This window comes from Streptomyces sp. NPDC003284, assembly GCF_053589675.1.
Genome location: NZ_JBSFSI010000028.1, coordinates 56511 through 70381 on the forward strand (window position 1 = coordinate 56511; position 13871 = coordinate 70381).

Consider the following 13871-nt stretch of genomic DNA (forward strand, 5'->3'; position numbering starts at 1 on the left):
CCCGTGGCGCCGGTGATGCCGGCGGTGTCGGTGGTGACCGTTACGCTCGCGGGCATGGCTGTCTCCACGTCCCCCGGCGCTCCGCTGCCCGTCGGCGAGGTCTCCCGGCTCATCGGCGGCTGGATCGACCGGCTCGGCGCGGTGTGGGTCGAGGGGCAGATCACGCAGTTGGCGCGGCGGCCGGGCGCGGGCGTGGTCTTCCTGACGCTGCGCGACCCGTCGTACAACATCTCCGTCGGCGTGACCTGCTTCCGCGAGGTGTTCGACGCGGTCGCCGACGTCGTCGGGGAGGGCGCCCGGGTCGTCGTGCACGCCAAGCCCGAGTGGTACGCCCCGCGCGGGCAGCTCTCGCTGCGGGCCGCCGAGATACGGCCGGTCGGCGTCGGCGAGCTGCTGGCCCGCCTGGAGCAGCTGAAGAAGAGCCTCACGGCGGAGGGCCTCTTCGCGCCGGACCGCAAGAAGCCGCTGCCCTTCCTTCCGCAGTTGATCGGACTGGTGTGCGGCCGGGCCTCCGCCGCCGAGCGGGACGTCCTGGAGAACGCCCGGCACCGCTGGCCCGCCGTCCGCTTCGAGGTGCGCAACGTGCCCGTGCAGGGGGTGCACGCCGTCCCCCAGGTCGTGCAGGCCGTCAAGGAGCTGGACGCGCTCGACGAGGTCGATGTGATCATCGTGGCGCGCGGCGGCGGCAGCGTGGAGGATCTGCTGCCCTTCTCCGACGAGCAGCTCGTCCGCGCGGTCGCCGCCTGCCGTACGCCGGTCGTCTCCGCGATCGGCCACGAGCCGGACACTCCGCTGCTGGACTACGTCGCCGACCTGCGCGCCTCCACGCCCACCGACGCCGCCAAGAAGGTCGTGCCGGACGTCGGCGAGGAGGCCGAGCGGGTGCGGCAGTTGCGCGACCGGGCGCGCAGGTGCGTACAGGCGCACGTCGAGCGCGAGGAGCGCGGGCTCGCGCACGCGCTCGCGCGCCCGTGCATGGAGGATCCGCACCGCATGATCGACGAGCGGGCGGACCAGGTGGCCGCGCTGCTCGACCGGAGTCGGCGCACCCTGCGGCATCTGCTGGACCGCGCCGACTCCGAGCTGGCGCACACCCGCGCGCGCGTGGTGGCCCTCTCCCCCGCCGCCACGCTCCGGCGCGGGTACGCCGTGCTCCAGCGCGCCGACGGTCATGTGGTCCGCGATCCCGCCGAGGTGACGGCGGACGAGACCCTGCGCGCGCGGGTCTCCGAGGGGGAGTTCACCGTACGGGTACGGGTCGACGCTTCCGCGGCCGCGGACGCAGACACAGGCGCAGACACGGACGCGGACGCGGACCGATGAGCGGCATACGGACCCGTATGAACCCCCTCATGAACCATGAACAGGGACGAGCCGACAGGGATGGACACATGACGGGCGAGGCGGCGGCACCGGCGGACGAGGCGCTGGGCTACGAGCAGGCGCGGGACGAGCTGATCGACGTCGTCCGGCGGCTGGAGGCGGGCGGGACGAGCCTGGAGGAGTCCCTCGCCCTGTGGGAGCGCGGTGAGGAGCTGGCCAAGGTCTGCCGTCGCTGGCTGGAGGGCGCCCGCGCCCGGCTGGACGCGGCCCTCGCGGAGGAGGCCGCCCAGGACGCGGACGCGGCGGACGGCGGCGAGGAGTAGCGCGCGCGGAAGAGCGCACCCGCCCGCCCCGTCAGGACGTCTTCAGCGCCTCCGCCATCTTCGTGAGCTGTGTGAAGGACGCGGTGCCCGCGACCACCGTGGTGGCACCCTTGGCGCCCTCGTTGACCAGGGCGTCGTAGCGGCCGCCGGTGTACCGGGTCCAGGTGCGGCCGGCGATCTCCTGGGTGACCTTGGTGGCCCGGGAGCCCTGGCTGGCGTCGTCGATGAAGTCCTTGCGCTTGGCCGTGGACTGCTCGACGGCGATGTACTGGCCGTCGGGGTCCTGGAAGCCGAGGTGCCAGCGGTCGCCCTCGTCGGCGCGGTAGCGGACCGAGGTGGCCTTCCAGGTGTCGGGCAGGCCCTCGGGCGCGGCCACCGGGTAGGAGGCGGCGCGGCGTGCCGTGATCAGTTCCACGCGGTAGTCGACCCGCTTGATGTCGGGGGCGTGGTCGTCGTGCGGGACGAAGAGGTAGGCGACCGCCGCCGTCGCCACGATCACGATCAGGGAGAGGATCGTGCCCCGGACTGTCTTCTGCTTGCCGTTCGAGCCTGCCACGCCCCCTATCGTCGCAGGTGCCCGGAGCGCTCATCCGTGGGGTCCCCTGCTCATAGTGCCTACCCGGGGATAGAGTCATGGCCATAACCCTCATCCGGCCGTCGTCGTATCAGAAAGGTGCGCTCCGATGACCGAACATCATCACTTGCCGTCCGAGCTCGACGTTCCCTCCGAAGCTCCCGACCGCAACCTCGCCCTCGAACTGGTCCGGGTGACCGAGGCCGCCGCGATGGCCGCGGGCCGCTGGGTCGGGCGCGGTGACAAGAACGGTGCCGACGGCGCGGCCGTCCGCGCCATGCGCACGCTCGTCTCGACCGTCTCGATGAACGGCGTCGTCGTCATCGGCGAGGGGGAGAAGGACGAGGCCCCGATGCTCTTCAACGGGGAGCGCGTGGGCGACGGGACCGGCCCGGAGGTCGACATCGCCGTCGACCCGATCGACGGCACCACCCTGACCGCCAAGGGCATGCACAACGCGATCGCGGTACTGGCCGCCACCGAGCGCGGCGCCATGTTCGACCCGTCCGCCGTGTTCTACATGGACAAGCTGGTCACCGGCCCGGAGGCCGCCGACTTCGTCGACATCGACGCGCCGGTGTCGGTGAACATCAAGCGGGTCGCCAAGGCCAAGCGGGCGACGCCCGAGGACGTCACCGTGGTCGTCCTGGACCGGCCGCGGCACGAGGGCATCATCCGGGAGATCCGGGAGACCGGGGCCCGGATCAAGCTGATCTCCGACGGTGACGTCGCCGGTTCGATCCTGGCGCTGCGCGACGGCACCGGCATCGACCTGCTGCTCGGCGTCGGCGGCACGCCCGAGGGCATCATCTCGGCGTGCGCCGTGAAGTGTCTGGGCGGCACCATCCAGGGCAAGCTGTGGCCCAAGGACGACGACGAGCGGCAGCGGGCGCTGGACGCCGGGCACGACCTCGACCGGGTGCTGACCACCGAGGACCTGGTCACCGGCGAGAACGTCTTCTTCGTCGCCACCGGCATCACCGACGGCGAACTGCTGCGCGGGGTGCGCTACCGCTCGGAGACGGCGACGACCGACTCGATCGTGATGCGCTCCAAGTCGGGCACGGTCCGCCGGATCGACTCCGAGCACCGGCTGAGCAAGCTGCGCGCGTACAGCGCGATCGACTTCGACCGCGCCAAGTAGCCCGCGCGCAGCAGCGGCAGCCGGTCGGCGGCGGTCGTAGCACGTGCGCGTACGACCATGTCCACGGCCATGGGGGCGCTCCCGGTGCGGAGGGGGCGCCCCGCAGTCGTACCGCACGCTCCGGACGGTTTCCGCCGCGACAGGGACCGGACAGCGACAGGCGACCGGACAGCGGCGGGAGACCGGACGGCGGCCGGAGACCGGGAGCGGCGGAGCCGGTGTGTCAGCCTGCCGCCGCTATGCGGCCCGTGGCGCGGGCGGCGTTCTTCAGCTCCACGTCGCGCCGACGGCGGCGGGCCAGGACGACCCGGCGCTCGGCGGCGGTCAGGCCGCCCCAGACGCCGTACGGCTCGGGCTGGAGCAGCGCGTGCTCGCGGCACTCGACCATCACCGGGCAGCGGGCGCAGACCCGCTTGGCGGCCTCCTCGCGCGAGAGCCGGGCGGCGGTGGGCTCCTTCGAGGGCGCGAAGAACAGCCCGGCCTCGTCGCGCCTGCACACCGCCTCGGTGTGCCAGGGTGCGTCTTGGTCCCTGTCTCGCGTCGGCACCCGCTGGGCCGGAACGACGGCGATCTGCGGGGACGAAGGCGGCGGTTGCAGCACGGTCTACTCCTGACGACGGCTTCGCGAGCGAGAGACGATGCAGCAAGGCCTACCCGCTGTGCGCGGGCCTATGCACTCAGTTGTGAACCGGCCGTTTGCTCACAGGTGCTTGCGCACATGCCTGTCGAGTTTGCGCTGCACGCGGTCGAGGATGTCCGCGACGAGCTTGCCGCGCTTGGGCCGTGCCTCCACATTGCCGAGGATGGCCCAGCCGTCGACGTAGACGACGGGGGCGTCGGGGTCGGTGGCGTCCAGGGTGTCCACCTCGAAGTTGCCGAGGACGCCGCCGCCGGTGCCGCGCAGCGAGACGTTCTCCGGGACCCGGATCTGGACATCGCCGAAGACCGAGACGGCCTTGATGACGACCTGCTGGTACTCGAAGACCGCCTCGCTGAGGTCGATCTCGACGCTGCCGAAGAACGAGTAGGCGTGCACCCTGCGCCCGGCGCGCCAGCGGCCCCGGCGGGTCGCGGAGCTGAACACCGCCACCACGTTCTCGTCGGCCTGCTGGGGTATGTCCTCGGCCGGGCGCCGGGGGGCGTAGGCCGGTGCGGGGCGGCCCTGGTGGGCGGCGGGCAGGTCCTGGACGAAGACCTCCAGCTCACCCACCGTCTTCGCGTTCAGCACCCCCTCGACGCGCTCGGCGTGCTCGTCCGCGGTCAGGCGGCCCTCGGCGAGGGCGTCGCGCAGCATGTCGGCGATGCGGTCCCGGTCGGCGTCCGAGGCGCGCAACTCCATGACGGGGGGAGCGGTCTGCTTCTGAAGGTCCACGGAAGCAGCGTACCCAAACACGATAGATCGCGACACCCCTGGGGACGAGCAACTGAGCCTGACCTCACAAGCCCGCCCCGCGCGGCAGGTCCTACGCTGTTCGGTGCCCGTCGGCGTCGACGGGCGGCCGTCCGTAGAGTGAGGAATGGGCTGAGATGCCTGAGTTCGCGTACACCGATCTGCTCCCCCAGGGTGAGGACACGACCCCGTACCGGCTGGTGACGTCCGAGGGCGTCTCCACCGCCGAGGGGCCCGACGGGCGTACGTTCCTCAAGGTCGAGCCGGAGGCGCTGCGCAAGCTGGCCGAGGAGGCGGTCCACGACATCCAGCACTACCTGCGCCCCGCCCACCTCGCCCAGCTCCGGCGCATCGTCGACGACCCGGAGGCCAGCTCCAACGACAAGTTCGTCGCCCTGGACCTGCTGAAGAACGCCAACATCGCCGCCGCCGGTGTCCTGCCCATGTGCCAGGACACCGGAACCGCGATCGTGATGGGCAAGCGCGGCCAGAACGTGCTGACCGAGGGCGCTGACGAGGAGGCCCTCTCGCGCGGCATCTACGACGCGTACACCAAGCTCAACCTGCGCTACTCGCAGATGGCCCCGCTGACCATGTGGGAGGAGAAGAACACCGGCTCCAACCTCCCCGCGCAGATCGAGCTGTACGCCACCGACGGCGGCGCCTACAAGTTCCTGTTCATGGCCAAGGGCGGCGGCAGCGCCAACAAGTCCTTCCTCTACCAGGAGACCAAGGCCGTCCTGAACGAGTCCTCCATGATGAAGTTCCTGGAGGAGAAGATCCGTTCGCTGGGCACGGCCGCCTGCCCGCCGTACCACCTGGCGATCGTCGTCGGCGGCACCAGCGCCGAGTTCGCGCTGAAGACCGCGAAGTACGCCTCCGCGCACTACCTGGACTCGATCCCGGCCGAGGGCTCGCCGCTCGGCCACGGCTTCCGGGACAAGGAGCTGGAGGAGAAGGTCTTCGAGCTGACGCAGAAGATCGGCATCGGCGCGCAGTTCGGCGGCAAGTACTTCTGCCACGACGTGCGCGTGGTGCGCCTGCCCCGGCACGGCGCGTCCTGCCCGGTCGCCATCGCCGTCTCCTGCTCGGCCGACCGCCAGGCCGTCGCCAAGATCACCGCCGAGGGGGTGTTCCTCGAGCAGTTGGAGACCGACCCGGCGCGCTTCCTGCCGGACACCACCGACGCGCACCTGGACGAGGCCGGGGACGTCGTGCGCGTCGACCTGAACCGGCCGATGGACTCGATCCTCGCCGAGCTGACCAAGTACCCGGTCAAGACCCGGCTGTCGCTCACCGGCCCGCTGGTGGTGGCCCGCGACATCGCGCACGCGAAGATCAAGGAGCGGCTGGACGCGGGCGAGGGCATGCCGCAGTACCTCAAGGACCACCCGGTGTACTACGCCGGTCCGGCCAAGACCCCCGAGGGGTACGCCTCCGGTTCCTTCGGCCCGACCACGGCCGGCCGGATGGACTCCTACGTCGAGCAGTTCCAGGCGGCCGGCGGCTCCAAGGTGATGCTCGCCAAGGGCAACCGCAGCAAGCAGGTCACCGACGCGTGCGACGCGCACGGCGGCTTCTACCTGGGCTCCATCGGCGGCCCGGCGGCCCGGCTCGCCCAGGACTGCATCAAGAAGGTCGAGGTCCTGGAGTACGAGGAGCTGGGCATGGAGGCCGTCTGGAAGATCGAGGTCGAGGACTTCCCGGCGTTCATCGTCGTGGACGACAAGGGCAACGACTTCTTCCAGGACCCGGCGCCCGCGCCGACGTTCACCAGCATCCCGGTGCGGGGTCCGGGCCTGGCCTGACCGTGCGGTGGGCCGGGCGGGGTGCGACACGCCCTCGTTCGGCCCAGTGACGGAACAACCGCACCGCCCGGCACGCTGTACCCGGTATGAGCGAATACCGTATCGAGCACGACTCCATGGGCGAGGTCAGGGTTCCCGCGGACGCCAAGTGGCGGGCGCAGACGCAGCGGGCCGTGGAGAACTTCCCCGTCTCCGGGCAGCGGATCGAGCGCGCGCACATCGAGGCGCTCGCGCGGATCAAGGGCGCCGCCGCCAAGGTCAACGCGGAGCTGGGCGTGCTCGACGAGGACGTCGCGCAGGCGATCAGGTCGGCGGCCGACGAGGTCGCCGAGGGCACATGGGACGAGCACTTCCCGGTGGACGTCTTCCAGACGGGTTCCGGCACCTCGTCGAACATGAACACCAACGAGGTGCTGGCCACCCTGGCGACCGAGCGGCTCGGCCGCGACGTCCACCCCAACGACCACGTCAACGCCTCCCAGTCCTCCAACGACGTCTTCCCCTCCTCGATCCACATCGCGGCCACCGCCGCCGTCACCCGGGACCTGATCCCGGCCCTCGACCACCTCGCGGACGCGCTCACGCGCAAGGCCGAGGAGTTCGCCGACGTGGTGAAGTCGGGGCGTACGCACCTGATGGACGCCACGCCCGTCACCCTGGGCCAGGAGTTCGGCGGGTACGCGGCACAGGTGCGCTACGGCGTGGAGCGGCTGCGCGCCTCCCTGCCCCGGCTGGCCGAGCTGCCGCTGGGCGGCACCGCCGTCGGCACCGGCATCAACACCCCGCCCGGCTTCTCGGCGGCCGTCATCGAGGAGGTGGCCCGCACCACCGGGCTGCCGCTCACCGAGGCCCGCGACCACTTCGAGGCGCAGGGCGCGCGCGACGGGATCGTGGAGACCAGCGGGCAGCTGCGGACCATCGCCGTGGGTCTGACGAAGATCGCCAACGATCTGCGCTGGATGTCCTCCGGGCCGCGCACCGGGCTCGCCGAGATCTCCCTGCCCGACCTCCAGCCCGGCTCCTCGATCATGCCCGGCAAGGTCAACCCGGTCATCCCCGAGGCCGTCCTGATGGTCGCCGCGCAGGTCGTCGGCAACGACGCGACCGTGGCCACCGCGGGCGCCGCCGGCAACTTCGAGCTGAACGTGATGCTGCCGGTCATCGCGAAGAACGTGCTGGAGTCCGTCCGGCTGCTGGCCAACGTCTCGCGGCTGCTGGCCGACCGCACCGTGGACGGCGTCACCGCCCACCGGGAGCGGGCCCGCGAGTACGCCGAGTCCTCGCCGTCGGTGGTCACCCCGCTCAACAAGTACATCGGCTACGAGGAGGCCGCGAAGGTCGCCAAGAAGGCGCTCGCGGAGCAGAAGACGATCCGTCAGGTCGTCCTGGAGAGCGGGTACGTGGAGCGCGGCGACCTCACCGCGGAGCAGCTCGACGAGGCGCTGGACGTGCTGCGCATGACGCGTCCGTGACGGCGCCGCCGCGCGCGTGTGAACCCTGCCGCCCACCGCAGCGCCCGATGGCCTTCCCACCTAATATCTCTCCATGGCAGACGACGACGCGGCGGTGAGCGAAGCGGGAGCGGGCGGCCGGGCGGCCCGCTGGGCGCCCGGGAGCCAGATCCTGTGGCGCTACCGGGAGAACGGCGGCACGGGCTTCCACATCGCGCGGCCCGTGACCGTCGTCCGGGACGACGCCGAGCTGCTCGCGGTGTGGCTGGCGCCGGGCACCGAGTGCGTCAAGCCCGTCCTCGCCGACGGCACGCCCGTCCATCTGGAGCCGCTGGAGTCCCGCTACACCAAGCCGCGCGCGGTGCAGCGGGACCGGTGGTTCGGCACCGGGGTGCTGAAGCTGGCCCGGCCCGGTGAGCCCTGGTCGGTGTGGCTGTTCTGGGAGCCGGGCTGGCAGTTCAAGAACTGGTACGTGAACCTGGAGGAACCCCTGGCCCGCTGGGCGGGCGGCGTCGACTCCGAGGACCACTTTCTGGACATCTCCGTGCACCCGGACCGCAGTTGGCACTGGCGCGACGAGGACGAGTTCGCGCAGGCCCAGCGGGACGGTCTGATGGACGCCGAGCTGGCCGGACGGGTACGGGAGGCCGGCCGGGCGGCGGTGGCGGTGATCGGTTCCTGGGGTGCGCCGTTCCGCGAGAACTGGCCGCGGTGGCGACCGGATCCGTCCTGGCCGGTACCGTCACTGCCGCAGGACTGGGATCGTACGCCCGCGCATGTGTCCTCATGAGACCCTTGATGCGCCCCCGGTCGGGAAACGTAGGATCGTCCTCCGCAAGGGCGCAGGGAGGCACATGACCGGCGCAACGTGCGCAGCCGGTGCGGAGTCTGACCGTATGTCACCGAGGGGCGGCAGGACGTGAGCGAGGGGTACGAGGGCACGACCCGAGCGGGCCGCACAGGACCCGCCGGTGGCACAGGAACAGCCTCTGACCACGCCGGAAATCCGTTCCTGGGGCACGTATTCCGGGTATCGGGTCTTCGGCGGGACGAACTGCGCGCCCGGCGCGCAGCCCCGGACGGATGGATTCGACACGCGTGACGGAGCAGCCGACCTCCTTCGAACGCCCTCAGCCGGGCGCCGACCCCACGGAGCCCCGCGGGGCGGTTCTGCGTACCCCCGAACCGCCGCAGGCGGCCTTACCGCTGCAAGCGCGGCCGGAGGACGCGGCCCCCTGCCCGGCGGCGCGCGGCGCCGACGGTGAGCCCCCGGCCGCTCCCGTGCGCCCCGGTGCGGCGCCCGCCGCGGGCGGGCCGCCCGGACCGGGGCCCGAGCACTCCCAGCCGGTGGCCGCCGAACCGGACCCGCACCGGCCGCGCCCCGTCCCGGAGGGCATCCCCGCCCAGCCGGACGCGGCGGCACGCACCGCGGAGGACGCCGAGGCGCTCTCCGTGACGGCCGACGGCGCCGCCCCCGCGCCGGGCGCACCGGGCGGCCCCGACCGGCGCGCCCAGGGCGACTCCGACCGCCGTACCGGCCAGGGGCTGCCGCCCGGACGGCCGCTGCCGATGCGGCGCGACGGGGACCGGCTGCGGTTCGTGGGCGCGGCGACGCGGCGCATCGCGCGCGGCATGGACCTGGACGAGATCGTCATGGGGCTGTGCCGGGCGACCGTGCCGACCTTCTCCGACGCGATCCTGGTCTATCTGCGCGAGCCGCTGCCGGTGGGCGACGAACGGCCGGTGGGCCCGCTGGTGCTGCGGCTGCGGCGCACCGACCGGATCCCGTCCGAGCGGGACGCCGAGGTGGGTTTCCTGCCGGTGCCCGCGCCCGAGCAGCCGGCCGAGCTGTCCGTGGTCACCAACGAGCTGTGCGAGGTGCGGCCGGGCAGCGCGCTCGGCGAGGTGCTGCGCGGGGTGCGGCCGGTGTTCACCGACACCCCGTCCGCGGGCGCCGCGCTGGCCGAACTCCTCGGCGAGGGCTCGGAGCTGGCCGTGCCGCGCGGACAGCGCACGATCCTCGCCCCGCTGCGCGGGCGGCGCCGGGTCATCGGCGCGGCGCTCTTCCTGCGCCGCCCGGACCGGCCCGCCTTCGAGGGCGACGACCTGCTGGTCGCCGCCCAGCTCGCCACGCACAGCGCGCTCGGCGTCGACAAGGCCGTGCTGTACGGGCGCGAGGCGTACATCGCCGACGAGCTCCAGCGGACCATGCTCCCGGAGACGCTGCCCCGCCCCACCGGCGTACGGCTGGCGTCGCGCTATCTTCCGGCGGCGGAGACCGCGCGGGTGGGCGGCGACTGGTACGACGCGATCCCGCTGCCCGGCAGCCGGGTCGCCCTGGTCGTCGGGGACGTGATGGGACACTCCATGACGTCGGCGGCCATCATGGGCCAGCTGCGCACGACCGCGCAGACCCTGGCGGGCCTCGACCTGCCCCCGCAGGAGGTGCTGCACCACCTGGACGAGCAGGCGCAGCGGCTGGGCACCGACCGCATGGCGACCTGTCTGTACGCGGTCTACGACCCGGTCTCGCACCGCATCACCATCGCCAACGCCGGTCATCCGCCGCCGGTCCTGCTGCATCTGGGCGGCCGGGCCGAGGTGCTGCGGGTGCCGCCGGGCGCGCCGATCGGCGTCGGCGGGGTGGACTTCGAGGCGGTGGAGCTGGACGCACCGGCCGGCGGCACGCTGCTGCTGTACACCGACGGTCTGGTGGAGTCCCGGCTGCGGGACGTGTGGACCGGCATAGAGCAGCTGCGCGAGAAGCTGGCCGCGACCGCGCAGCTCACCGGCCCGGACCATCCGCCGCCGCTGGAAGCCCTGTGCGACGAGGTGCTGGACATGCTCGGTCCGGGCGACCGGGACGACGACATCGCGCTGCTCGCCGCCCGCTTCGACGGGATCGCGCCGAGCGATGTGGCGTACTGGTTCCTGGAGCCGGAGGACTCCGCGCCCTCCCGGGCCCGCCGCCTGGCCCGCCGGGCGCTGTCCCGCTGGGGTCTGGAGGAGCTGACCGACTCGGTGGAGCTGCTGGTCAGCGAGGTCGTCACCAACGCCGTGCGGTACGCCTCGCGGCCGGTGACGCTGCGGCTGCTCCGCACCGACGTGCTGCGCTGCGAGGTCGGCGACGACGTGCCGCAGCTGCCGCGGCTGCGGCAGGCGCGCGCCACCGACGAGGGCGGCCGGGGCCTGTATCTGGTGAACCGGCTGGCCCGGCGCTGGGGCGCGACCCGGCTGAGCACCGGCAAGGTGGTCTGGTTCGAGCTGCACCGCGGCCAGCCGTAGGGACACGGACGGAGAGCCGGGAGCGGGACACCCCCCGGGGGGTGTCCCGCTCCCGGCTCTCCGCCGTCGTGCCGCGGGTCAGCCGGCGGGCTGCCGGTCGTGCAGCTGGTGCTGGTCGTGCGGCTGTTGCTGCTCGTCCGGGTCCGGGGGGTTCCCGGCGGTGCTGCTGTCGGACGGGTCGGGCGCGGTCGGCGAATGCGTCGGCGACTGCGACGGGCTGTGGCTCGGCGACTGCGACGGGGAGTGGCTCGGCGACTGCGACGACTGCGTCGGGGAGTGGCTCGGCGACTGCGAGGGCGACTGCGACGGGGAGTGGCTCGGCGACTGGGACGACGTCGGCGGCAGGCTGGGCGTCTGCTTGGCCGCGCCCTGCGTGGTGTCCAGGTCGAACTTGCTGGTGTCGCCCATGACGCCGAAGGTGTACTCGGCCCAGATCTGCGCCGGGTAGCCACCGCCGTTGATCCGGCCGCTGCCCGGGATCAGGCCGGTGGCACCGGCCAGGCTCACATGCCGGTAGGGCGCCGCCGGCTCCTCGCCGAAGAGGCCGACCGAGGTGACCAGGCCGGGCGTGTAGCCGGTGAACCAGGCGGACTTGTTCTCGTCGGAGGTACCCGTCTTGCCCGCGACCTGCTGGTCCTCGCGCAGCGGGTTGTCGGCCACCGAGGTCTTCGCCGTACCGTCGTCGACCACGCCGGTCAGCACCGAGGTGACCGTGTCGGCGGCCTCCCGGGTGATGGCCTGGCCGCCTACCGCGTCCGGCATCTCCACCTTGCGGGTGCCGTTCTCGGCCGAGGCGACGATGGTCGGGGTGACCTTCTTGCCGTGGTTGTCGAGGGTCGCGTAGATCGCCGCCATCTCCAGCGGGCTGGCGCCCATGGAGCCGAGCGTCTGGGCGGGCACGGCCTGCATGCCCTTGGTGTCCATGCCGAGCTTGTCCGCGACGGACATCACGTTCTTCATGCCGACGTCGATGCCCATTTGCGCGAAGACGGAGTTGACCGACTTGTTCATCGCGGACTGGACGGTGATCTGGCCGTAGCTGACGTGGTCCTCGTTGGGCGGGCCGAAGCCGACCTTGCTGCCGTGGTCCACGGCCTGCCGGCCGCTGGTGCCGTCGTAGACGGTGTTGGCGTCGATCGGCAGGCCGTCCTGCGTCTTGGCCTCCTCGTCCAGGGCGGCGGCGAGGATCACCGGCTTGAAGGTGGAGGCCGGCTGGAAGTCCCGCCGGGTGGCGTTGCTGGAGTAGTGCTTGAAGTAGTCCTGGCCGCCGTACAGGGCGACGATCTTGCCCGTCCTCGGGTCGACGGAGACCGCGCCCGCCTGGACGTTCTTGTCGGCCTTGCGCTTCTTCGGGTCCAGCTTGCCGGTGAGCTGCTTCTTGACGGCGCTCTCCAGCGCGGCCTGCTTCTTCTTGTCGATGTTGACCGTGATGGTCCAGCCGCGGTCGACGACGGCCGCCTCGGCCTGGGCCTGGGTGATGCCCTGTTCCTTCATCAGCTGCTGTTCGAGCTGCTTGTTGGCCAGGTCGATCAGATAGCCCTTCTGGCCGCCGAGGCCCGGCGCGCCCCTGGGCTCCTTGGGCACCGGGAACTTCATGGTTTTGCGCTTGGCGGCGTCGAGCCAGTGCTGGCCGACCATGTTGTCCAGGACGTAGTTCCAGCGGGCCTGCACCAGCCGCTTGCCGTTGGGTCCGGCGACCGCCCAGTCGTACTGGCTCGGCGCCTGGAGCAGCGCGGCGAGATAGGCGCCCTGTTCGACGGTCAGATGCTGCGCGTCCACGCGGTAGTACGCCTGCGCGGCGGCCTGGACGCCGTAGGCGCCGCGGCCGTAGTAGCTGGTGTTGATGTATCCGGCGAGGATCTCGTCCTTGGACTCGCGCCGGTCCACCTTCAGCGAGATGACCAGTTCCTTCAGCTTGCGCGTGACGGTCTGGTCCTGGGTGAGGTAGTAGTTCTTGACGTACTGCTGGGTGATCGTCGAGCCGCCCTGGGTGCCCTTGCCGGTCAGCGTGTTGAGCAGACCGCGGGTGGTGCCCTTCAGGTCGATGCCGGAGTCGTGGTAGAAGGACTTGTTCTCGGCGGCGACAAAGGTGTGCTGGACTTCCTTGGGCACCTTGTCCAGCGACACGCTCTCGCGGTTGACCTCGCCGTCCCGGGCGAGGACGGTGCCGTCGCTGTACTTGTAGACGTTGCTCTGCCGCTCGGCGGCGGCGTTGCCCTGCGGGATGTCCACGAGCATGTAGAGCACGACGAAGGCGCCGATGCCGAGCAGGCAGACGCCGAGGACCGTGCCGAGGATCTTCTTCCAGGTGAACAGCCGGCGTATGAGGCTCTTCTTCGCCTTGGCGGGCCGGGCCGCCGCGCGCCGGGCCGCGGCCCGGCCGCCCGGGGCACCGCCCGCGGGACCGGTCCCGGCACCGGGCTGCGCGCTGCCGCCTCCGACGCCGGCCGCCGGTGTCCCGGACGAGCGCCTGGGCGCCGCGCGGCGGCCACCGCGCTGTCGCGCTCGTCTCTCTTCCGCTCGTCCCATGCGTCCGTCCGCTCCGCTTCCGTCTCGGCTGTCACTTGCGTACG

Annotated in this window: 11 protein-coding genes; 7 read left to right on the top strand and 4 right to left on the bottom strand. The window is 72.2% G+C overall.

Going from position 1 to position 13871, the window contains the following annotated elements; all coding sequences use genetic code 11:
- Positions 1 to 54: 54 nt before the first annotated feature.
- Both xseA and ACWDYF_RS34685 read left to right on the top strand, forming a co-directional pair.
- On the top strand, positions 55 to 1323 hold the full coding sequence (gene xseA, locus ACWDYF_RS34680; protein WP_389473568.1) for an exodeoxyribonuclease VII large subunit: 1269 nt from the start codon (positions 55 to 57) through the stop codon (positions 1321 to 1323).
- Between the two features lie 68 nt (positions 1324 to 1391).
- The gene (locus ACWDYF_RS34685) at positions 1392 to 1646 is read left to right on the top strand and encodes an exodeoxyribonuclease VII small subunit (protein WP_064534994.1); all 255 of its coding nucleotides are present in this window, start codon (positions 1392 to 1394) and stop codon (positions 1644 to 1646) included.
- A gap of 31 nt (positions 1647 to 1677) precedes the next feature.
- Here ACWDYF_RS34685 and ACWDYF_RS34690 read toward each other — a convergent pair whose 3' ends face one another.
- Positions 1678 to 2202 carry a DUF4245 domain-containing protein gene (locus tag ACWDYF_RS34690; RefSeq protein ID WP_381738302.1) on the bottom strand — a complete coding sequence of 175 codons (525 nt, stop codon included), beginning with the start codon at positions 2200 to 2202 and terminating at the stop codon, positions 1678 to 1680.
- A gap of 127 nt (positions 2203 to 2329) precedes the next feature.
- Between ACWDYF_RS34690 and glpX the strand changes: the two genes are divergently transcribed.
- On the top strand, positions 2330 to 3364 hold the full coding sequence (glpX, locus tag ACWDYF_RS34695; RefSeq protein WP_018565175.1) for a class II fructose-bisphosphatase: 1035 nt from the start codon (positions 2330 to 2332) through the stop codon (positions 3362 to 3364).
- Between the two features lie 223 nt (positions 3365 to 3587).
- Here glpX and ACWDYF_RS34700 read toward each other — a convergent pair whose 3' ends face one another.
- Positions 3588 to 3965 (bottom strand): WhiB family transcriptional regulator, encoded by a 378-nt coding sequence (locus ACWDYF_RS34700; RefSeq protein WP_037888025.1) that lies wholly within the window; start codon positions 3963 to 3965, stop codon positions 3588 to 3590.
- Positions 3966 to 4064: 99 nt separating this feature from the next.
- The gene (locus ACWDYF_RS34705) at positions 4065 to 4736 is read right to left on the bottom strand and encodes a DUF1707 SHOCT-like domain-containing protein (protein ID WP_389473572.1); all 672 of its coding nucleotides are present in this window, start codon (positions 4734 to 4736) and stop codon (positions 4065 to 4067) included.
- 155 nt (positions 4737 to 4891) lie between these two features.
- Here ACWDYF_RS34705 and ACWDYF_RS34710 point away from each other — a divergent pair, with 155 nt between their 5' ends.
- The 4 genes from ACWDYF_RS34710 to ACWDYF_RS34725 all read left to right on the top strand — a co-directional run bounded on the left by ACWDYF_RS34710 (position 4892) and on the right by ACWDYF_RS34725 (position 11298).
- Complete coding sequence (locus tag ACWDYF_RS34710; protein ID WP_381738306.1) at positions 4892 to 6562, top strand: fumarate hydratase; 1671 nt, start codon at positions 4892 to 4894, stop codon at positions 6560 to 6562.
- Between the two features lie 86 nt (positions 6563 to 6648).
- Positions 6649 to 8034: a class II fumarate hydratase gene (locus ACWDYF_RS34715; RefSeq protein ID WP_037888023.1), complete on the top strand. Its 1386-nt coding sequence runs from the start codon at positions 6649 to 6651 to the stop codon at positions 8032 to 8034.
- A 73-nt stretch (positions 8035 to 8107) separates the two neighbouring features.
- Positions 8108 to 8803 carry a cytidylyl-2-hydroxypropylphosphonate hydrolase gene (gene fomD / locus ACWDYF_RS34720; protein ID WP_381738308.1) on the top strand — a complete coding sequence of 232 codons (696 nt, stop codon included), beginning with the start codon at positions 8108 to 8110 and terminating at the stop codon, positions 8801 to 8803.
- 308 nt (positions 8804 to 9111) lie between these two features.
- Positions 9112 to 11298, top strand: a complete 2187-nt coding sequence (locus tag ACWDYF_RS34725; RefSeq protein WP_381738309.1) for a SpoIIE family protein phosphatase — start codon at positions 9112 to 9114, stop codon at positions 11296 to 11298.
- A gap of 78 nt (positions 11299 to 11376) precedes the next feature.
- On the opposite strand, the gene ACWDYF_RS34730 is transcribed toward ACWDYF_RS34725, so the two are convergent.
- Entirely contained in the window at positions 11377 to 13827 is a 2451-nt protein-coding gene (locus tag ACWDYF_RS34730) for a transglycosylase domain-containing protein (RefSeq protein WP_389473578.1), read from the bottom strand.
- Between the last annotated feature and the right edge of the window lie 44 nt (positions 13828 to 13871).

Coding starts and splice junctions, on each gene's coding strand:
- xseA (WP_389473568.1), top strand. CDS start 55: ATGGCTGTCTCCACGTCCCCCGGCGCTCCGCTGCCCGTCGGCGAGGTC.
- ACWDYF_RS34685 (WP_064534994.1), top strand. CDS start 1,392: ATGACGGGCGAGGCGGCGGCACCGGCGGACGAGGCGCTGGGCTACGAG.
- glpX (WP_018565175.1), top strand. CDS start 2,330: ATGACCGAACATCATCACTTGCCGTCCGAGCTCGACGTTCCCTCCGAA.
- ACWDYF_RS34710 (WP_381738306.1), top strand. CDS start 4,892: ATGCCTGAGTTCGCGTACACCGATCTGCTCCCCCAGGGTGAGGACACG.
- ACWDYF_RS34715 (WP_037888023.1), top strand. CDS start 6,649: ATGAGCGAATACCGTATCGAGCACGACTCCATGGGCGAGGTCAGGGTT.
- fomD (WP_381738308.1), top strand. CDS start 8,108: ATGGCAGACGACGACGCGGCGGTGAGCGAAGCGGGAGCGGGCGGCCGG.
- ACWDYF_RS34730 (WP_389473578.1), bottom strand. CDS start 13,827: ATGGGACGAGCGGAAGAGAGACGAGCGCGACAGCGCGGTGGCCGCCGC.